General features: G+C 63.7%; 19 protein-coding genes. 17 read left to right on the plus strand and 2 right to left on the minus strand.

Annotated elements, in window-relative coordinates:
- Window positions 1-67 precede the first annotated feature (67 nt).
- The 3 genes from fabF (at window position 68) to ACFMO3_RS04170 (ending at window position 2,589) form a co-directional block, all read left to right on the plus strand.
- Complete coding sequence (gene fabF / locus ACFMO3_RS04160; RefSeq protein ID WP_376789177.1) at window positions 68-1,345, plus strand: beta-ketoacyl-ACP synthase II; 1,278 nt, start codon at window positions 68-70, stop codon at window positions 1,343-1,345.
- Between the two features lie 111 nt (window positions 1,346-1,456).
- Window positions 1,457-1,768, plus strand: coding sequence for a hypothetical protein (locus ACFMO3_RS04165; RefSeq protein ID WP_376789178.1), 312 nt, complete (start codon window positions 1,457-1,459; stop codon window positions 1,766-1,768).
- Window positions 1,769-1,887: 119 nt separating this feature from the next.
- Window positions 1,888-2,589 (plus strand): nuclease-related domain-containing protein, encoded by a 702-nt coding sequence (locus ACFMO3_RS04170; RefSeq protein WP_376789179.1) that lies wholly within the window; start codon window positions 1,888-1,890, stop codon window positions 2,587-2,589.
- A 235-nt stretch (window positions 2,590-2,824) separates the two neighbouring features.
- Here ACFMO3_RS04170 and trxB read toward each other — a convergent pair whose 3' ends face one another.
- Window positions 2,825-3,784 (minus strand): thioredoxin-disulfide reductase, encoded by a 960-nt coding sequence (gene trxB / locus ACFMO3_RS04175; RefSeq protein ID WP_376789180.1) that lies wholly within the window; start codon window positions 3,782-3,784, stop codon window positions 2,825-2,827.
- 187 nt (window positions 3,785-3,971) lie between these two features.
- Window positions 3,972-4,523, minus strand: a complete 552-nt coding sequence (gene def / locus ACFMO3_RS04180) for a peptide deformylase (RefSeq protein ID WP_376789181.1) — start codon at window positions 4,521-4,523, stop codon at window positions 3,972-3,974.
- A 375-nt stretch (window positions 4,524-4,898) separates the two neighbouring features.
- On the opposite strand from def, the gene ACFMO3_RS04185 reads away from it, so the two are divergent.
- From ACFMO3_RS04185 to ACFMO3_RS04250, 14 genes are all read left to right on the plus strand, one after another.
- The gene (locus ACFMO3_RS04185; protein WP_376789182.1) at window positions 4,899-5,171 is read left to right on the plus strand and encodes a chloride channel protein; all 273 of its coding nucleotides are present in this window, start codon (window positions 4,899-4,901) and stop codon (window positions 5,169-5,171) included.
- The gene (locus ACFMO3_RS04190; protein WP_376789183.1) at window positions 5,155-5,628 is read left to right on the plus strand and encodes a DUF4349 domain-containing protein; all 474 of its coding nucleotides are present in this window, start codon (window positions 5,155-5,157) and stop codon (window positions 5,626-5,628) included. Before ACFMO3_RS04185 ends, ACFMO3_RS04190 begins: the two co-directional genes overlap by 17 nt.
- Window positions 5,629-5,811: 183 nt before the next feature.
- On the plus strand, window positions 5,812-8,256 hold the full coding sequence (locus tag ACFMO3_RS04195; protein WP_376789184.1) for a tetratricopeptide repeat protein: 2,445 nt from the start codon (window positions 5,812-5,814) through the stop codon (window positions 8,254-8,256).
- A 63-nt stretch (window positions 8,257-8,319) separates the two neighbouring features.
- Window positions 8,320-8,814 carry a metallophosphoesterase family protein gene (locus ACFMO3_RS04200; RefSeq protein ID WP_376789185.1) on the plus strand — a complete coding sequence of 165 codons (495 nt, stop codon included), beginning with the start codon at window positions 8,320-8,322 and terminating at the stop codon, window positions 8,812-8,814.
- Complete coding sequence (locus ACFMO3_RS04205; protein ID WP_376789186.1) at window positions 8,811-9,254, plus strand: acyl-CoA thioesterase; 444 nt, start codon at window positions 8,811-8,813, stop codon at window positions 9,252-9,254. Before ACFMO3_RS04200 ends, ACFMO3_RS04205 begins: the two co-directional genes overlap by 4 nt.
- A gap of 98 nt (window positions 9,255-9,352) precedes the next feature.
- A complete protein-coding gene (locus ACFMO3_RS04210) occupies window positions 9,353-10,426 on the plus strand; it encodes a dipeptidase (RefSeq protein WP_376789187.1) in 1,074 nt (357 codons plus the stop codon).
- A 136-nt stretch (window positions 10,427-10,562) separates the two neighbouring features.
- A complete protein-coding gene (locus ACFMO3_RS04215) occupies window positions 10,563-11,510 on the plus strand; it encodes a carbohydrate kinase family protein (protein WP_376789188.1) in 948 nt (315 codons plus the stop codon).
- Window positions 11,511-11,634: 124 nt separating this feature from the next.
- On the plus strand, window positions 11,635-12,786 hold the full coding sequence (locus ACFMO3_RS04220; protein WP_376789189.1) for a M20 family metallopeptidase: 1,152 nt from the start codon (window positions 11,635-11,637) through the stop codon (window positions 12,784-12,786).
- Between the two features lie 77 nt (window positions 12,787-12,863).
- Window positions 12,864-13,652 carry an NAD-dependent protein deacylase gene (locus ACFMO3_RS04225; protein ID WP_376789190.1) on the plus strand — a complete coding sequence of 263 codons (789 nt, stop codon included), beginning with the start codon at window positions 12,864-12,866 and terminating at the stop codon, window positions 13,650-13,652.
- Window positions 13,653-13,795: 143 nt separating this feature from the next.
- On the plus strand, window positions 13,796-14,602 hold the full coding sequence (locus tag ACFMO3_RS04230) for a DUF4388 domain-containing protein (protein ID WP_376789191.1): 807 nt from the start codon (window positions 13,796-13,798) through the stop codon (window positions 14,600-14,602).
- A 150-nt stretch (window positions 14,603-14,752) separates the two neighbouring features.
- Entirely contained in the window at window positions 14,753-15,295 is a 543-nt protein-coding gene (locus tag ACFMO3_RS04235) for an ATP/GTP-binding protein (protein ID WP_322800419.1), read from the plus strand.
- 265 nt (window positions 15,296-15,560) lie between these two features.
- Window positions 15,561-16,352 carry an alpha/beta fold hydrolase gene (locus ACFMO3_RS04240; protein WP_376789192.1) on the plus strand — a complete coding sequence of 264 codons (792 nt, stop codon included), beginning with the start codon at window positions 15,561-15,563 and terminating at the stop codon, window positions 16,350-16,352.
- Window positions 16,353-16,483: 131 nt separating this feature from the next.
- Window positions 16,484-17,800 carry a multidrug transporter gene (locus tag ACFMO3_RS04245; protein WP_376789193.1) on the plus strand — a complete coding sequence of 439 codons (1,317 nt, stop codon included), beginning with the start codon at window positions 16,484-16,486 and terminating at the stop codon, window positions 17,798-17,800.
- A gap of 120 nt (window positions 17,801-17,920) precedes the next feature.
- The gene (locus ACFMO3_RS04250; protein ID WP_376789194.1) at window positions 17,921-18,994 is read left to right on the plus strand and encodes a shikimate dehydrogenase; all 1,074 of its coding nucleotides are present in this window, start codon (window positions 17,921-17,923) and stop codon (window positions 18,992-18,994) included.
- The last annotated feature ends 13 nt before the right edge of the window (window positions 18,995-19,007 follow it).

A 19,007-nucleotide genomic window follows, 5' to 3' on the forward strand; every position in this document is an offset into this window, starting at 1 on the left:
TCCTGGATGAAGCTTTGCGGTTCGGGGATGGATGAGAAAGCTCCGTGGATTGCCCTGGATGAGTCAGATGCTGTGTTCCCGTTCGGAAAACCAGCGGGTGGTGATCACCGGGATGGGGGCCCTCTCCCCCCTGGGCCTGAACGTGCGGGCGTTCTGGGAGGGCCTGATCGCCGGCCGCTCCGGCATTGGCCCCATCACCCAGTTCGATGCCTCGGGTCTCCCGGTCCGCATCGCCGGCGAAGTGAAGGGCTTCGATCCGACCGTCGCCCTCCCCTCGAAAGAGGCCCGGCGCATGGCCCGCTGTTCCCAGTTCGCCGTGGTGGCGGCGCTGGAAGCCGTGCGGGACGCCGGGTTCGATGGGTTCCCGGATCCTGAGCGGGTGGGGACGCTGATTGGGGTCGGGATGGGGGGGTATGAGGTGGCGGACCGTCAGATCCAGATCTTCCGCACCCAGGGGCTGGCTCGGGTAAGCCCCTTCGCCCTCGTCGCTTCGATCCCCAACATGCCGAGCCACCACGTGAGCGTTTACTTCGGGGCCAAGGGCCCGATCGCCACGGTCGCTGCCGCCTGTGCCACCGGCGCCCAGGCGATCGGCGAGGCGGCCGAGTGGATCCGCCGGGGCATTGCGGATGTGGTGATCTGTGGCGGGGTGGAGGCCCTGATCACCGATTTCGCCATCGCCGGCTTTGCGGCCATGCGGGCCCTTTCCACCCGGAACGAGGAGCCTGAGCGGGCCAGCCGTCCCTTCGACGCCCATCGGGATGGCTTCGTTTACGCCGAGGGCGCTGGGATCCTGGTGCTGGAACGGCTCTCCCACGCCCGCGCCCGAGGCGCCCGCATCTATGCGGAGGTCCTGGGTTACGGCAACGCCGCCGATGCCCATCACGTCGCCGTCCCTGAGCCGGAGGGGGCCGGAGCGGCTCGGGCGATGCGCTGGGCCCTCCAGGATGCGGGGCTCAGGCCGGAGGAGATCGACTACATCAACGCCCATGGAACCTCCACCCGGTTAAATGATCCGATCGAGACGATGGCGATCAAGCAGGTGTTTGGGGAGACCGCTTACCGGATCCCGATCAGCGCCACCAAATCCATGATCGGTCACACGATGGGCGCGGCGGGGGCACTGGGCGCCATCGCCACGGCGCTGACACTGGTTCACCAAATCATCCATCCTACTATCAACTATGAAACCCCGGATCCCGAATGCGATCTGGATTACGTCCCCAATGTGGCCCGCCGCGCCCGGGTGCGCCGGGCGCTGGTGAATGCCTTCGGTTTCGGGGGGCACAACGTCTCGCTGATCCTCGGGCGTTGGGAGGGCCCGGAGAGGGAAGCCCATGGATGAAACGGAGATCGGCATCCGGCCCCCGCCGTTCACGTTTAACCCCATCCGTCTGGATCAGGATACAATACGGTTCCAATAGCGAGCTCGGGATTTGGAAAGGGAGGTCCGGCCATGATCTGGCGCAGGATTCGGGAGCTCCTGGGCGGGGAGATCACCGAGCTGGATCCCGATGCAATCTGGCTCTACGTGCAGTGTGAGCGATGCGGGGCTCCGGTTGCTGTCCGGGCCGACCGCCGGTATGACCTGAATCCTGAGGAAGCCGGAACCGGCTATGTGCTGATTAAGGAGATCATGGACGACCGCTGTTTCCAGCTAATGCGAGCGGAAGTGCATCTGGATGGCCGTTATCGCGTGGTGGAACGAACCATTGAGGGAGGGCGCTTCCTGACCCCCGAGGAGTATCATCAGCTGCGCGGCGCGTGAAGCGCGCGTTGCCTACTCCTCCAAACGCATCGAACGGTGGATGGGAGGATCGGTTTCCATTTCGGGGTGAGGGCTGGCGCTCCTTCGATCCCTGACTTCAACCGGGAGGCCTGAAACCGATGAAAGTCGTGCGCAACGAACGGTATATCCAGCGTCGGGCGGCGATTGGCAACTGGGCCTTCCCCATCGGCTATATCATCCTGATCCTCGGATTGGTGACCTCTTTGCTGTATCCTCAGCTCGCATTCATCCCGGTCATCGCCTTTTTCGTGGGATTCGGGCTGACCCAGATCGGGATCTATTACATCCATCGCTTCGTGCGTCCGGACCGGCCGGAGGCAGCGTTGACCCAGGCGCTCAAAGGCCTAGATGATCGATACGTGCTCTATCACTATATGCTCCCCGCAGAGCACGTCCTAGTGGGCCCGGATGGGGTGCGGACCTTTGTCGTCAAATGGCAACAGGGGGAGATTCGCTGTCGGAACGACCGGTGGTCCCAGCCGATGGGGCTTTTCCGGCGTTTCCTGCGCTGGATGGCTCAGGATACCCTGGGGAACCCGACCCGGGAAGCCCAGCTGGAGGCCGAAGCCCTGCGTCGCTATTTCGTCCGTCGGCTGGATGGGAAGGAGGTTCCCATTCAGCCGGTGATTGTCTTCACTCATCCGGAAGCGCGCCTGGATGTGGAAGGCAGCAGCATCCCGGTCGTTCACGCGCGGAAACTCAAGGAGTGGCTGCGGAAGGAGGCCCGCCAAAGCGCTCTCCCCCGAGATCTCCAGGAAGCGCTCCGGCGGGTCCTCCCGGTGTCGGATTCGGAGGAGTGAGCCGCGAGGGCGCGGAAGACGTCCCCCCGTTCCCCAAAGGTCTTAGCCGCAGGGCATCCCGACATAACCAGTGCGCCGATTGGAAATCGGCCTACGCCGGCGCAGGCCGGCCATGGGCCGGAGGCCTATAAGGTCGAATTCATTCGACACAAAGGCCGGTCACCGGCTGAAGGTCCCCAGGTTGCATGCATTTGACGCATCTTGTCCCGTCGCCGCTGAAGCGGCCCCTGCAGATTTAACGGGACAATTCCCCCGTGGCGGTCAGGGCCGGGTAACCCTGGTGTTCCAGCTCGGCCAGGAATTTCTCCGCCTCCATGGCCGCCATGGCCCCGAATCCGGCCGAGGTGATGGCCTGACGGAACCATCGATCATGCACTTCGCCGGCGGCGAAAACCCCCGGAACGCTGGTGTGCAGCCGCTCGTTGACTTTGATATAGCCCGCCTCGTCCATCTCCAGCTGCCCCCGGAACAGCGCGGTGTTGGGCTCGTAACCGATGAAGATAAATACGCCATCCGTGGGGAATTCCCATTCCTCCCCGGTCTTCACGTTCCTCAGCCGCACCGCCTGCACCTTGCCGTCGCCCAGGATGGCGGTGACGACGGTGTTCATCAGGAAGGAGATCTTGGGGTTGCTCCGGGCGCGCTCCTGAAGGATGGGTTGGGCGCGGAACTGATCCCGCCGATGGACTATGGTGACCTTCCGGGCATAGCGGGTGAGGAACAGCCCTTCCTGGAAGGCGCTATCGCCCCCGCCGACCACCACCACTTCTTTGTCGGTGAAGAAAAAGCCATCGCAGGTGGCGCATACAGAGACACCTCGCCCCCAGAACTCCTGCTCGCCAGGGACGTTCAGGCGGCGAGGGGTTGCCCCTGTGGCCACGATCACCGCCTTCGCCTCGTATTCCTCGCTATAGGTGCGCACCCGGAAAGGATGACGCCGGAGGTCGACCTCTATCGCCTCATCAAACTCGAAGCGGGCGCCGAAGCGTTCCGCCTGTTGCTTCATGCGTTCGGCCAGCTCGGCGCCGCCGATGGGCTCCGGGAAACCCGGGAAGTTCTCCACCACATCTGTGGTGGCGATCTGGCCGCCGACGCTGTTGCCGGTGATGACCAACGGCGAGAGGTTCGCCCGTGCAGCGTAGAGGGCCGCCGTCAACCCGGCAGGCCCGGCTCCCAGAATGATCAGGTTCTCCATTCGAGCTTCCCTCCGAAATGGACTCATAGGGTATCCCATTGAGATCGCATGCAGGATGGTGGGATGCGCTTTTCCCCTCTCGGAGCCCTGCGAGCACCAGAGAAGGGAGGAAAAAGATGCTTGGGGGCCGAGTGCCCTCAAACCTGGAGAGGATCCATCCCCTGAGCGACGCCTGGCCATGCGCCCCTTAATGACGCGAGCCGGGGGAAGCACGGGCCGGGACGGGCTCCGGAATGGCCTCCCGGGCTGGCTGAACGCGCCAGATGCGGGTCGGATCCATAATCCGGTCCGGGAAGAGGATGCCATCCAGATGATCGATCTCATGTTGGAACACGCGGGCCACCAGGCCTTCTGCCCGGATCCGAACCCTTCGCCCATCCCGATTCAGGCCCCGCACCGTGACGGAACGGGCACGGGGGACCCATCCATACCATCCAGGGATGGAGAGGCATCCCTCCACCCCTTCGACGATCTCGGGGGAAGCCTCCACGATCTCCGGGTTGATCACCACATACAGCACACCGCTCCCGGGGACCTCCTCATCCTCCGGGACCTCCACGATGATCACGCGGAGGGATTCCCCCACCTGGGGCGCGGCGAGGCCGATCCCCTCCGCCGCCCGCATGGTTTCAACCATGTCATCGATCAGGCGCCGGAGGGCCGGCGTGATCCGCGTGACGGGCTCCGCCTGCTGCCGCAGGATCGGTTGATCCGCCAGGACGATCGGTCGCACAGCCATGGATGGCCCCCTCCTCCTTCACCCTTTAAATTCGATGCGTCTACCCCTGAAAAGGTGACACGCCCTCTGATTTCTGATTTTAGAGGGATTGGGCTTAACCGGCTACCATTGGGTTCGAGGGCTCAGGTCGTGCCTCTCTCCGGCACCGATGGGTTTTCTGGCGGAGCTTTCGCAGAGGGCCGGTCGCCTTCGGTGGCTTGACCGACTCTCTAAAGCTCTTAGGGATCCGGAAGGGGCTGCCCCACGGGGAGCCTTCATCGGGGGCCCGACGTCTTTTGGATGAGCTCCACAGAAAGAGGGAGGAGGTCCCCGTGTTTTCTGTGCCCGTGTGGCATACCCTCGGCCCTGCTCCAATGCCCGCTCTATCCTGGAGCCATGTTCACCATCGGCGCGGGCGGCTCGGCGGGACGTGAGGGGCCTATCGTGCAAATTGGGGCCTCCTTGGGGTCTACGATTGGCCAGCTGCTCGCGTTTTCGGAGGAGCGGATCAAGATCTTGGTGGCGGCAGGCGCGGCTGGCGGGATTGCGGCCACGTTTAACGCGCCCATCGCCGGTGTTATCTTCGCCCTCGAGGTGATCCTTGGGGAGTTTGGCATGGCCTATTTCGGCATTGTGGTGATCGCCTCGGTGGGTGAAAGTCGTGGATGAAAACACCTCCGGCCAGGATGTTAGCCAGGAGTATGTGGATCTGGAGGCCCGGCTGGCCAACCTGGAGGCGGCGGCGGCCCGGCTCCGGGAGTTCCTGAAAGAGGCGAAGTCGGTAGAAGAAGCCCTTCAGGTCGAAGCGCGATTGCGAGAGCTGGAGGGAGAGATCGCCCAGGTGAAAGGCCGCATGAACTTCCTGAAGGGGCGCTCCGCTTACTCGCTGATCACGGTCATCCTGGAACCGCTGCGTCCGACACCGACCCCCACACCGACGCCCCTCGTCTGGAATCCTGGGGAAACGTTCCGTGAGGCCACCGGTGTGCTGGGGATCCTGTTGCGGGGCCTGGTGGATATCAGCATCTGGATGCTGGTGCGGGGCGGCCCCTTTGTGCTCCCGGCCGGGGCGATCGCCTTCGCGGTTTATCGACTCCGGAATCGCCACCGGCCGAAGGCATTGTAAAGACCGGGTGGGGTCTGGGAGCTTGCCCATGTTCCCGCTGAATCTGGACATTTGACCAGAGCACGCTGACGCCGGGAGATGGGGAACCGGCTCCAACCGGCCCGCGAGCGTCCGCTCTTGCACGGCCCCCTCTCCCTCAATCTCCGTTATAATCGAATTGACCCAAGGGGAAGGGGGATCCGGATGCAGGAGATCGCGCTTTCCCAGTATTGTGCAGAGATTGAGCGCCTTCTTCAGGATGAGGCCTACGATGAGGCCATCGCCCATTGTTTCCATATCCTGAAGCGCTATCCGAAGTATTACAGGGTCTATCGCCTGCTGGGCCAGGCTTATCTGGAGAAAGGCCAGGATGAAGCGGCGATGGATCTCTTCGCCCGGTCGCTTGGCGCGGACCCCGAGGATTTCCTTCCTCGTATTGGCCTCAGTGTGCTCTACGAGCGACAGGGGAAGATTGCCGAGGCTGCCTGGCAGATGGAACGAGCCTATGAGATCCTCCCCTATAATGAGTTCATTCGCGAGGAGCTGGCCAAGCTCTATGCCCGCCGCGACGGAGCGCCGCCGGAGTTCCTCCCCCTTACCCGGGGCGCGCTGGCCCGTCTCTATGCCCGGGGCCATTTATACGCCGCGGCCATCGCGGAGCTGGAGAGCCTTCTTCAGGAAGCGCCCCGCCGCTATGATCTGCGGGCTCTTTACCTGGAGGTGCTATGGCGGGATGGACGTCGCCTGGAAGCTGCCCGGTCCGCTCAGAGCCTGCTGCAGGAGCTGCCCTACTGCCTGAAGGCCAATCTGATCCTGGGAGAGTTCTGGATAGCCAGCGGCCGCGAGGCGGATGCCCGGGAGCTGTTCCGACGGGCCGCGGCCGTGGATCCGGAGCTCACCCTGGTCCCGGATCTCCTTGGCCCCACGGCCTCCATCCAGCCGGCTTCTGTGCGGATTGAACGGCTGATATATGTGCCGCCCACTCCTGCCTATGCCCGACCTCCGGTGGAAGAGGAGGAGATCCCGGAGTGGCTGCAGGCCTTAGGCCTTCCCCTGGGTGAGGCGATCCCATCCGCGGAAGCCCCTGCCCCGGTGGGGCAGGAGGAGGTTCCCGAGATGGCTCCGGAAACTCCTCCCCCCGTGGAGATCCCGCAGGAAGCGCCTCCAGAGCCGATCCCCGAGCCGCTGGAATGGCTTCGCGCGCTAGAAGGGGCTCCGTTCCCCGAAGAGGAGGGGCCTACCACAGTCGCGGAAGAGGGGCCCGAATGGCTTCGCGCGGTGGAAGCGCCAGCCCCACCTGGGATGGAGGAGGCCATCCCGGAAGCCGAATTGCCGGAGTGGTTGAAGGCGGATTTCGCCCTGCCGCCGGAGGAAGAGCTTCCGCCCCCACGGGAGGTCCCGTGGGAAGAGGAGGGATTCCCGGGCCTGGAGTGGCCAGGGCCTCCTCCGGCGGAGGCCCCAGAGATCGTCGCACCGCCTGAGGAGATCCGGTCCGCGGAGGAAGCAGCGCTTGAAGCCCATCAGGCAGAGGAGGTTCCTGGAACCGAGCTTCCTGCAGAGGTCGAGGGAATCCAGCGGGTGCAGGAACCTTCTGGGGGCCCGACCCCGGAGTTCGTTGGTCTTCCTCCACTTCCGGAGTCCTTGAGCCCCGAGGAGGCCCTGGCCTGGCTGGCTCGGATTGCGGAGGGGAAAGAGGAAATGCTGCGCGCCCAGGCGGAGCGGGAGGCGGAGGCCCGGATGGCGGAGATCCTGGGCCGTCGTCCACCGGAAGCACAGGAGCCCGCTCTTCCTTCGGAACCCGTGGAGGCAGCGCCTTCGCCGGAACTCCCGGAGCTCCCATCCAGCGTGGAGATGGAGGAGGTGGCTGCGGAAGAGAAAGCGGTGCTCCCGGAATGGCTGCTGGCCCTTAAGCCGCCGGAGGAAGCGCTGGAGGCGACTCCTTCCGAGGAGGCCCAATTCCAGGCGCTGCTGGAGGAGGCCGCGGCGCAGCCGCTGGAGATCCCCCCGGAGTGGATGGCGGAGCTCGGGCTGTTCCAGGAACCAGCGCCTGCGGAAGTGCTATCGGGTAGGGAAGCATTGCCCGTCGAGTCCATGCCCCCAGAGCTTCTGACGGAAACCCCGCCGGGGAGGGAGGAGGTTAGGGAAGCGGGGTTGGAAGAAGAACCTGCCCCGCCGATGGCTGGAACCCCGCCTGCTGTGGCAGCACCGATCTGGGATCTGCTGGCAGTGGATGAGGGGGTTCCGCCCGCAGGGAAGGTGCCGGAGGTCCTTCCTCCCGTGGATCTCCGTTGGCTGGAGCGTCTGCAGGCGGTTCCGATCGCGGAAACGATGGCCGGACCGCTGTTGGGGATCCTGGCGGAATATGAGGTCCGGCTCAAGGAGCAGCCGCGCGACCATGAGACCCGCTTGGCGATGGCCCGGCTGCTCTTCAATCTGGGCGACACGGCGCGCGCGGTTCGGGAATATCAGCGCCTCCTGCGGGTCGCCTCGATGCGCGATACGGTGATCACGGATCTGGAGCAGGCCGTGCAATTGCGGCCCACCGACTCGCGGCTCTGGCAGGTTCTGGGAGATGCCTATCAGGGGGCCGGGAAGCTTCAGAAGGCCCTGGAGGCTTACCGGCGGGCTCTTGCCACTTTAGGCTCGTAGCCGCTGGCCTCGCGCCAGGGGGATCACCGCCCTTAAAGAGAACCAGACCCCGGAGGGGCATCCATGCGAATCGGGATCCTGAGCGATACCCATGACCATATCGAAAACACCCGTCGGGTCCTGGAGCTCCTTCGTCAGGAACAGGTTGAGCGTCTTTTCCACTGCGGCGATGTTACCTCGCCGGAGGTTGTCTCCCTGTTCGAAGGCTGGGATGTGCTGTTCGTCCGGGGCAATCTGGATCGCCTGGATACGCTCGAGCCGGCCGTGGTCGCCCTGGGGCGCCAGCCCTTCCTGGGCGATGAGTTGAGCACCACAATGGCTGGCCGTCGCATCCTCATCCTCCATGGCGATGATACGGAGCGCTTGAAACAGGCGATTGCATCAGGGGAGTTTGACTATATTTTCCATGGCCATACCCATCGGCGTCGGGATGAACGGGTCGGTCGGACCCGGGTCATCAACCCGGGCGCCCTGGGAGGGATCCGGCATGAAAGCCGCTCTTTCTGCATCCTGGATCTGGAGACCGATGAGCTTCGCTTCATCGAGGTTGAGCCATGAGGGAGGAGCTCTTCCCGCCGGATCTGTCGTTCCGCATGGCCGTGCCTATCGAGGTCCGCTTCCGGGATATGGACGCGATGGGCCATGTCAACAACGCGGTCTATTTCACTTACTTTGAGCAGGCGCGCCTCCATTACATCCGCCAGCTGGCCGGGCTTCCTCCTCCTCTGGAACCCTTTGGGATGATCGTAGCAGAGGCCTTGTGTCAATATCGAGCCCCGATCACCATGGGGATGCCGATTCAGGTCTGGATCCGGGTCGCTGAAGTGCGTCAGCGGAGCTTCGTCTTCCTGTATAAGATCGAGCGCTGCGACAGCGGCCAGATAATGGCCCTGGGGCGCTCGGTGCAGGTGGCTTACGATTATGCGCAGGGAGTCCCTGTGCCGATCCCGGAGCCCTGGCGCGAGCGGTTCCTTCAATTCGAAGCGGGCACGATGTAACACTCAAAGCACGTTTTTTCGTGCCCCTTATGGCTTGAAAGTGAAAGGTCATCCTCTGCATCGAAGTCCAGCGGCGAAGAAGGAGGGTTCCGCGTGCTATGAGCATTGTCGACGCTCATGAAGATCTGGCTTGGAATGCCCGGTCGTTCGGCCGGGATTACACCCAATCCGCCTATGCTATCCGGGAGCAGGAGGAGGGGACGGAGATCCCGAGTTTGAACGGGCGGTGCATGCTGGGTTTCCCCGAATGGCTAGCCGGCGGGGTGGCGGTGATCTTTGGGACGATCTTTGTGATGCCCGCGCGCCGAGCCCGTTCTCCTCGGGAACGGACCTATCGAACGCCCGAGGAGGCCTATGCGGAGGGGATGGCCCAGCTGGATTACTACGAGCGCCTGGCGGACACTCAGCCGCGCTTTCACCTGATCAACACGCGAAAAGATCTCGAGGTCGTGCTGGAAACTTGGAAGGAGCCTCATCTGGAGGCCGATGCCCGGCGCATTGGGATCGTCCGGCTGATGGAGGGCGCGGATCCGATCCGACGGCCGGAGGAGGTAGAGGTCTGGTATGAACGGGGTGTGCGGATCATCGGCCTGTCCTGGGGGGCCACTCGCTATGCCGGCGGAACCGGGGAGCCTGGCCCTCTGACCGATGAGGGCCGTCGTCTCCTGAAGGCGATGCAGGAGTTCCCTCTCATCCTGGACCTCAGCCATATGGCGGAGCAGAGCTTCTTCGAGGCCCTGGACCGCTATGAGGGCCCGGTGATCGCCAGCCACTCGAACCCCCGGGCGCTGGTGCCGGGAGATCGTCACCTTTCTGATGCGATGATCCGGGCCTTGGCGGAACGGGATGGCGTGGTGGGAGTGGTGCTTTGTAATCGGATGCTGAAGAGAGGGTGGACACGAGGGGATCCCAAGGAAGCGGTGACCATCTGGGATGTGGTGCGGGCCATCGATTACGTCTGTCAGCGAGTCGGGGATGCGCGCCACGTGGGGATCGGAAGCGATTTCGATGGGGGGTTCGGCGCGGAGTCCGCACCGGCGGAATTCGACACGGTGGCCGATCTCCCGAAAATCGCCCAGGCGCTCCGGGAAGCCGGCTTCGCGGAGGCAGACATTGAAGCCGTGATGGGCGGAAACTGGTTGCGGATCCTGCGACAAGGGCTTCCCGATTGAGCGGATGAAGGAGCCCTGCAGGAGCGTTTGGGGGAAAGGGGGTCTTTGACCTCGAGAGGTCGAAGGGCCTTCGTTATCGTAGAAAAGGGAAGTCCTGTCAAGGAACAGAGTAAGGATCGATGGGGGGAGGCGAGGGATGTGGCGGGCCAGGGAGGGGCTGGAGGAGCGACCGGTTCTGGTGATCGGAGCCGCCGGTCTGGATCTCAAGGGTTACTCGGCCGGGGCAATCCGGCTGGCCGCTACCAATCCGGGCCACGTGCGCCGGAGCGTGGGCGGCGTGGCCCGCAACATTGCGGAGAACCTGGCCCGACTGGGTCATCCGGTCCTCCTGATCTCGGCAGTCGGGAACGATGAGGCGGGGCAGTGGGTGCTGGAGCGAACTCGGGGCGCAGGGGTTGACGTCACGCATGTGATGGTGGTCCCCGATGGGCGAACCGGGATTTACCTTGCGGTCCTGGACGAACAAGGTAATCTGGTGGTCGCGGTGGATGACATGGGGATCCTCGAGGCGATCACGCCGCGTTATCTCCAGACATGCCGGACCCTGTTTGAGCAGGCCGCCATGGTGGTGCTGGATGCGAATCTCTCCCCGGCCGCTTTGCGGATGGCGGTTCGCCTCGCCCGTCGCTTCGGTGTCCCTGTCGCTGCGGATCCAACCTCGCCGACCCTGGCCATGCGCCTCCGGCCGATCCTTCCCGAGCTGCACCTGGTGACGCCCAATACGGCGGAGGCCGAAGCGTTAACCGGGCTGCCGGTTTCCGGCGTGGATGAAGCGCTCTTCGCGGCCCGCTATCTTGCCGCGCTGGGCGTGCAGATCGCTATCATCACCATGGCCGAGCTGGGCCTGGTCTACGCAGCCGGGGATCTCAGCGGGCACATCCCGGCTTTGCGGACAGAGATCGTGGATTTCACCGGGGCGGGGGATGCTCTCACAGCCGCGGTGATCTTCGCGCTCCTTCACGGCATCCCGATCGAGGAAGCGGTTCGCCTGGGGATTGCAGCAGCCGCTCTGACCCTTCGCTCCCAGGAGACCGTTTCCCCGGATCTCAGCCTGGAGCAGCTGTATGAGCAGCTGGTGATTTGATCAACCGCATTGGGGGATTTCGGGGCCGGCCTGGCCCTAAAGCGGGGAGGAGTCCTTCGGTCTCCCCAGATCGAAGCCCAGCGGCGGATGTCCTCAGCGAGTGCCACTCGCCGGGAGAACGATCATGACATCGTTCATAACCTGGATGGAACGATTCTTCGCGCTTCGGGAGGAGTTGGTCTCTTTGTTGCGTGAGCTCGCCCTTCGGGAATCGCCCACCACGGAAAAGGGGGCTGTGGATCGACTCGGGGAGTTTGTGGCGGATCGCCTGCGGGATCTCGGGGCCCGGGTGGAGCGCATCCCCCAGGAGACGGTGGGCGATCACTGGATTGCCACCTGGGGGGATCCGGAATCCTCCACCCAGATTCTCACCCTCTGCCATCTGGATACGGTATGGCCTCTGGGAACCCTGGCCCGGATGCCCATCCGGGAGGAGAACGGCCGGCTCTACGGGCCCGGCGTCTTCGACATGAAAGGCGGGATCGCCATCCTCCTGGGGGCCCTGCAGGGACTCCAGGCCCTGGCTGTTTGCCCTCCCCACCGGATCCGCATGCTCTTCACCAGTGATGAGGAAACCGGTAGCGAGACCTCTCGCCCTCTGATCGAGGAGGAGGCCCGGCGCAGCCATCTGGTGCTCTGTCTGGAGCCCGCGCTTCCGGATGGAAGCTTGAAGACCTTCCGGAAGGGGGTGGGGGATTTTGTGGTGGCGGCCTATGGTCGATCGGCTCATGCCGGGGCCGACCCTCAGCGCGGGGTCAACGCCATTGAGGAGCTGGCCTATCAGATCATGCGCTTGCGGGGGCTGGCAGACCCCCGGCGGGGCACTACGGTGACCGTGGGGGTGATCCGGGGTGGGACCCGCCCGAATGTGGTGCCGGAGTATGCGGAGATGGTGGTGGATGTGCGGGTGGCCACGCGGGCGGAGATGGATCGGATCGAGAAGGCTTTCCGGAATCTGCGGCCGGTTTTGGATGGCGCTCGCCTGGAAGTCCGGGGCGGGTTCAACCGGCCCCCTATGGAGCGCAACGCGCTCATGGTGACGACCTTCGAGCGGGCCCGCGCCATCGCCGCGGCGTTGGGGCTGGCCCTGACCGAGGGGGGAACCGGAGGGGGGAGCGATGCGAATTTCACCGCGGCGCTGGGCATCCCCACCCTGGACGGCCTGGGGGCCATCGGGAACGGCGCCCATGCCCTGGATGAGCACGTGCACATCGATTCCCTCCCTCAGCGGGCCGCCCTGGTCGCCGCTTTGCTGGCTCGATGGACGGTATTATAGTTGAAAGCGAACCTCCCTCGATGATTGGATTAGGTTTTGCCGATTGTGAAGCTTCCGGTTCGGGGCAATGTCATGCGATGCACGGCGAATGGGCTCGCGCCGTTGAACTGATCCGAGGCGCTCGCTACCTGGTCGCCCTGACCGGCGCAGGGATCAGCACGCCATCCGGCATCCCGGATTTCCGGAGCGAGGGTTCGGGGTTGTGGACGATCTATGACCCGATGGAGGTGGCCTCGATCTGGGCTTTCTCCAGGCGCCCGGAAGCGTTTTTCGAATGGGTGCGCCCGCTGGCTCGCATGATCCGGGAGGCCCGCCCGAACCCCGCCCACTATGCCCTCGCCCGCCTGGAGGCCGCCGGCATCCTCAAGGCGTTGATCACCCAGAACATCGATGAGCTCCATCAAAAAGCCGGCTCTCGCCACGTCATCGAGGTGCATGGCCATCTCCGGGAAGCCACATGCATTCGTTGCTATCATAAGGTCCCCGCGGAACCCTATCTGGAGGCCTTCCTGCGGGATGGGACCATCCCCCGCTGTGGGCAGTGCGGAGGGGTGCTGAAGCCGGACATCATCCTGTTTGGCGAGCCGCTGCCCGCCCGGGCGTTCCTATCGGCCCAGCAGGAAGCCCGGCGGGCCGATGTGTTCTTGGTGGCCGGCTCCTCGCTGGAGGTCGCCCCCGCGGGGGATCTGCCGATCCTGGCGAAAGAGCATGGCGCCCGCCTGATCATCATCAACCTCTCCCCCACGGCGGCGGATCGCTATGCGGATCTCCGGATCCACGGCGATGTCGCGGAGGTCCTCCCGCGACTGGTGGACCAAGTGTTGGGACCGGCGGAGACTCCCGCTTCAGCGATCCGCCCGGAATGAGCCACCGAACGGTTGGGAATTCGGAGCGCCCATGGATCCCGATCGGGGAGCGCGAAGCCATCAGCGGAAGGAGGTCGGGCGATTTCCCGCATCGTCCCATCCCGTGAGATCTTTAGGACTTAAGCCATTGGGGAGGATCCTGAATGGCGTTGAAGGGAAACCTTCGAGATTTCAATACCACGCAGCTCCTCAACCTGATCCATCTGGCCCGGAAGACCGGGACTCTGACCGTGGAAAGCCGGAGCGGCACGGCCCGTTTGTGTTTTAAAGACGGCAAGCTGATTTATGCAGCGCTGGATCGCCAGGATGGGCGCCTGGTGGATGTCCTGATCCGGGCCGGCAAGCTTCAGCCGGAACAGCTGAAGGGGTTGGACCTCGCCCGCCTTCAGGATGATAAGGTGCTGGGCCTCAAGCTGATCGAAGCGGGCTACGTCACGCAACAGGACATCCTGAACAGCCTGCGAGCCCAGATGCTGGATGTGGTTTATCGGCTGTTCTCGTGGAACGAGGGGGTTTTCCGTTTCGAGCCCGATCTTCAGGTGTTACAAAATCGCATTCCGGTTCCCCTGGACCTGGAGAACATCATCATGGAGGGAGCCCGGCGCCTTCGGGAGGTGGAGCGCCTGAAGGAGGAGCTCCCGGATCTGGACATCCCGGTCCGGCTGACCAGCCGCCCGGAGGCCATACGCAAGGTGCAGCTGAGCGCGGAGGAGTGGCGGGTGATCAGCCAGGTCAACGGCCGGAACACCATCGAGCAGATCATGCGCCGTTTGAATATGGATGAAATCCAGATCCGGCGTATTATCTACGGGCTCCTCCAGGCTGGGTTGATCGAGTTGGGGGCTCCGCCACCCGTCGCCCTGCCGCCGGGCATGCCGGCCCGCGGGCCGGGGAGTGGAGTCTCCCGCTCCGTGGTGGAGAAGCTGATCAATTACTTCCGCCGGCTGTAACGTTTTTGAGGACGGTTCCATCGTGGAAGGCAACCCGATGTCGCAAAACGGCTTTCTCTCCCGATTCGATCCGGACGGCGGGCTCTCGGCCCATCAAGGGTTGAAAGGTTCGTCTCTTTCGGGCAGACTCCCTGGGAGGATAGCAACCCTATGCAAGCGGTGAAAATCGTGGTGACCGGACCTTTCGCCTCGGGGAAGACTCAATTCATCCGCACAATTAGCGAGATCGAGGTGGTCTCCACGGAGCGGCGGATCTCCACAGCGGCGGAGCGGGCGATCAAGGATCAGACCACAGTGGCGATGGATTTCGGGCGGATCACGATCGATAGGGATCTGGTGCTGTATTTGTTTGGAACCCCCGGTCAGCGGCGGTTTGATTTTATGTGGGAGATCCTGGCGGAGGGGATGCTGGGATTCATTGTAATGGTCGACAGCACAAGACCGGAGACGTTCCGCGAGGCTCGTAACATCCTCGACACGTTTCGTCGCTACGCCCAAACCCCCTTTGTGGTTGCCGCCAACAAGCAGGACCTCGAGGACGCGTGGGATCCGGAGGATCTTCGCATCGCGCTGCGCCTGGATAGTCAAGCCAAAGTCCTTCCTTGCATCGCCACCCGGCGAGACAGCGTGAAAACGGTCGTCCTGGAGCTGCTCTATTCGATCCTTGAGGAGCTGTCGGCTTCCCAGCGTTAGCGTGGGTCCGTAGAGGCCGCTGGAGCGGCGACCGAGCGAGATGCGTCGATGTATTCGACCTGAGGGGCCTTTGGCCACTGGCCAGCCTTGGGGTGTCGAAGGAATTCGACCTGGATAGGCCTCTGATCAATGGCTGGCCGGCGCCGGCCAAGGGGCTTTCACGTCGGCCTTCGCCGACGCGGGGCGCGGAAGCGCCTCCCGAGGTCGATTTCCCATCAGCGTGCCACAGAGGGTTTCCGATCCCGGATTGGACTTTTGAAGCGGAATGAGCTCGATTGTCACCGAGCAGGGGATTGTCCATTACGAGGCGATCGGGCGAGGGCGGCCGGTGATCTTCCTCCATGGGTGGCTGGGATCCTGGGCTTACTGGATCGACACCATGAGTGCCCTAGCCCCCCACTGTCGCTCCTACGCGCTGGATTTCTGGGGATTCGGAGAGTCGGATCGGAAACGGGTCAGCTTCACCGTCCCCGATTTCATCGCCCTCGTGGTCCAGTTCATGGACCGCCTGGGAATCGCCTCGGCGGCGCTGGTGGGTCATTCCATGGGGGGGACAGTGGCCCTGGGGGTGGCCCTCGCACACCCGGACCGGGTAACACGGGTGGCGGTGGTGGGTTCCCCGATTGTGGGGACGTCGTTGAATTTCTTCCTTAAGATGGCCGGTCGGCCTTTCTGGGCTTTTCTGGCGTATACGTTCCCAGCAGTGGTGAAGGCGGGGACCTATTTGGCCTCGCCCACCATCACCCGGGCCTGGCGAACATGGTATCGGATGTGGGAACGGGATCTCTCCCGGACCACGCTTCGTTCCTTTTTCCAGAGCATCGGCAGCCTCCATCGCACCGATCTGCGGCCGTTGCTCCCCCAGATGCGTCCTCCGGTCCTGGGGATCTATGGAGCTCGCGATAATATCGTGAACCCGAACCAGGCGTTTCTCCTGGCGCGGGGAGCTCCCCGGGCGCAGATCCTCTGGATGCCCGAGGCAGGCCATTTCCCTATGCTGGACGAGCCGGAGCGCTTCCGGCAGGCCCTGGCTGATTTCCTTCTTCAGAATTCGTAAAGGGCTGGGATGGATGACCTCCGAGTTCCTCCCCTCAGTTAAGATACAATAACTTTAGGTTGCTTCGGTTCGTTATGGGACTCGAGGCGGAGGGGATGGATTCCAGCCCATAGGACGCGAAGGGGGATCAGATGAGCGGGAAGTTGCGCAAGGTAATCCTTCGGGATCGCCGGCTGATCCCGCCCTTCAATGAGCCGGCGAGGGATCTCATGGTGATGAACAAGCCGCTCTGGCTCCATCAACGGGATCTCCTGGCTCCCTATTGCGACGAGGAGCTGGAAGTCCATTCCCTGGATGAGGTCCCGGAGGATCGGGTTCCGACTCTGGTGTATCGGGACAATCTGTTCTTCGATGAGCCCTTCCTCCGGACGTTTCTGGAGCGGGCGCGGCGGTTGGGGAAAGCATGCCGAGTGGCCTTCGCCCTGAACGATCCGGCGATTGTCCATCATGCACTTCCTCTGCAGCGGGGCATCCGAAGAGAGGGAGACGTCTATGTCGCCGATATGTGGTACTTCCCCTATGGGAAAGAGCCCTATGCGCGCCCCCTGGTCATCGAAACCCTGGCCCGGGAGATTGGCTATTATCGAGTGCCTCGCTACATGGCCCCGAACCAGGGGGATCTCACGTTCTGGGTACCCCTGCGGGCGTTCCTTTCGGTGGAGCACTGGGTTCACATCTTCATGGCCAATTCTCCCTTTGGGATCTTTGCTGAAGGCGCGCGGATGGAAGCTCAGATCCACCGACTGGATGTCAAGCTTCGGATTCTCTGGCGGGCGATGCTGGAGCGCCGACAGGTTCTCTCCTCTTCCGCCATGATCCGCGTCGGGCGCAATGTGCAGATTGATCCGACGGCCATTCTACAGGGTCCGACGATCATCGGAGATAACGTGACCATTGGGGCAGGGGCGGTGATCGCCAACAGTGTCATCGGCAACAATGTGAACATCGGCCAGGGGGTCCAGGTTCTGCTGAGCGTGGTAGGGGATGGTTGTTTCCTTCCCTTCCGGGCGGCCCTCTTCATGACCACGATGATGGAGCATTCCATGGTGGCCCAGAACACCTGCCTGCAGTTGTGCGTGGTAGGGCGCGATACGTTCATCGGGGCGGGAACCACCTTCACGGATTTCAACCTGCTCCCCAAGCCGATCCGTACCTATTTCCGCGGTGAGCTGATGGAAGCAGGGATGCCGGTCCTGGGAGGATGCGTGGGCCACCATTGTCGATTGGGATCTGGTCTGGTGATCTATCCCGCTCGCATGATCGAGTCGGATGTCGTCCTCTTCGCTACCTCTGACCGTCACGTCATTACGAAGAACGTCTATTATGAGGACAGCGATCATCTGCGCATCCCCGGCGGGGCAGCCATGCATCCGCGGCTGTATCCCCGGGAAGGGGAAGTCCATCGGCTAGAGGCTGCCCCCGTTCTGGAAGGGCGAAGCTCCCATTGAGGAGAAGCGGGGGAGAGAGACTTCATCGGCGGCGAGGGAGAGGGGGTCGGCGGTTATCTTTCCCGGGATTCCCGAGCTCTCGATCGGTGCCAGGCATCGAGTATGGGCGGATTCGCCTTTATGATCCATCCGATTGATCCCCGACGGGATGTCCAGCGCAAGTTCCCGCTGCTGGGCCGTTTGCTGCCAGAGCCAGCCATCCATTTCTTCTCCGCTTATTTTCCCCCGGTCTATCTCTCCCACGTCACTGGGATCCGCTCCGCGGCGACCGGGAAGGAGATCGAGGGCTGGCTGGTGGCCTGCCCGCTGACGCCGCAGCGTATGCTCTCGCTGCCTCTGGAACGGGTTTACCGCAAGATCATCGAGACCGGACGGTTGGCGGAGCGGCTGGGGGCGCAGATTCTGGGCCTGGGGGCCTTTACGGCGGTGGTGGGGGATGCAGGGGTCACGGTGGCCCGGCATCTTCGCATCCCGGTCACGACCGGAAACAGCTACACCGTGGCTGTCGCGTTGCAGGCCCTGCGCGAAGCAGCCCGACAGGTGGGGATCCCGCTCGCGGGGGCCACCGCGGCCGTCGTCGGAGCTGCAGGCGCCATCGGCCGGGTGGCCGCCCGGCTGCTGGCCCGGGAGGTCCCCCGCCTGATCCTGGCCGGACGCCGGGCGGAGCGTCTGGAAAACATTCGACCGCTGGTGGAGGCCGAGGGGGCACGAGCCGAGATCGCGAGGAGTCTCCAGGCCCTTCGCGAGGCGGATCTGGTCTTGGTGGTGAGCAGCTCTCCAGTGGCGATCATCGGGCCGGAACATCTCAAGCCCGGCGCGGTCGTCTGCGATGTGGCTCAGCCCCGCAACGTCTCTCCCCTTGTGGCTGCGCAACGGGACGACGTCCTGGTCATTGACGGAGGTATTGTGGAGGTTCCCGGGGAGGTGGATTTCGGCTTCGATTTCGGGCTCCCTCCGCGGATGGCCTACGCATGTATGGCCGAGACCATCGCCCTAGCCCTGGAGGACCGCTGGGAATCCTACAGCCTGGGCCGTCGTCTTTCCATCGAGCAGGTCGAGGAGATCGCCCGCCTGGCGGAGAAACACGGCTTCCGGCTGGCCGGCTTCCTTTCATTCGGACAGCCAATGAGTGAAGCGCGTCTTCAGCGGATGCGAGCGCGGGTGTCATTCCCGGCAGGGCGCGCCTGGGGTTAAGAGCTCCGGGAAG

The sequence above is a fragment of the Thermoflexus sp. genome, from assembly GCF_042408815.1.
GTDB lineage: Bacteria > Chloroflexota > Anaerolineae > Thermoflexales > Thermoflexaceae > Thermoflexus.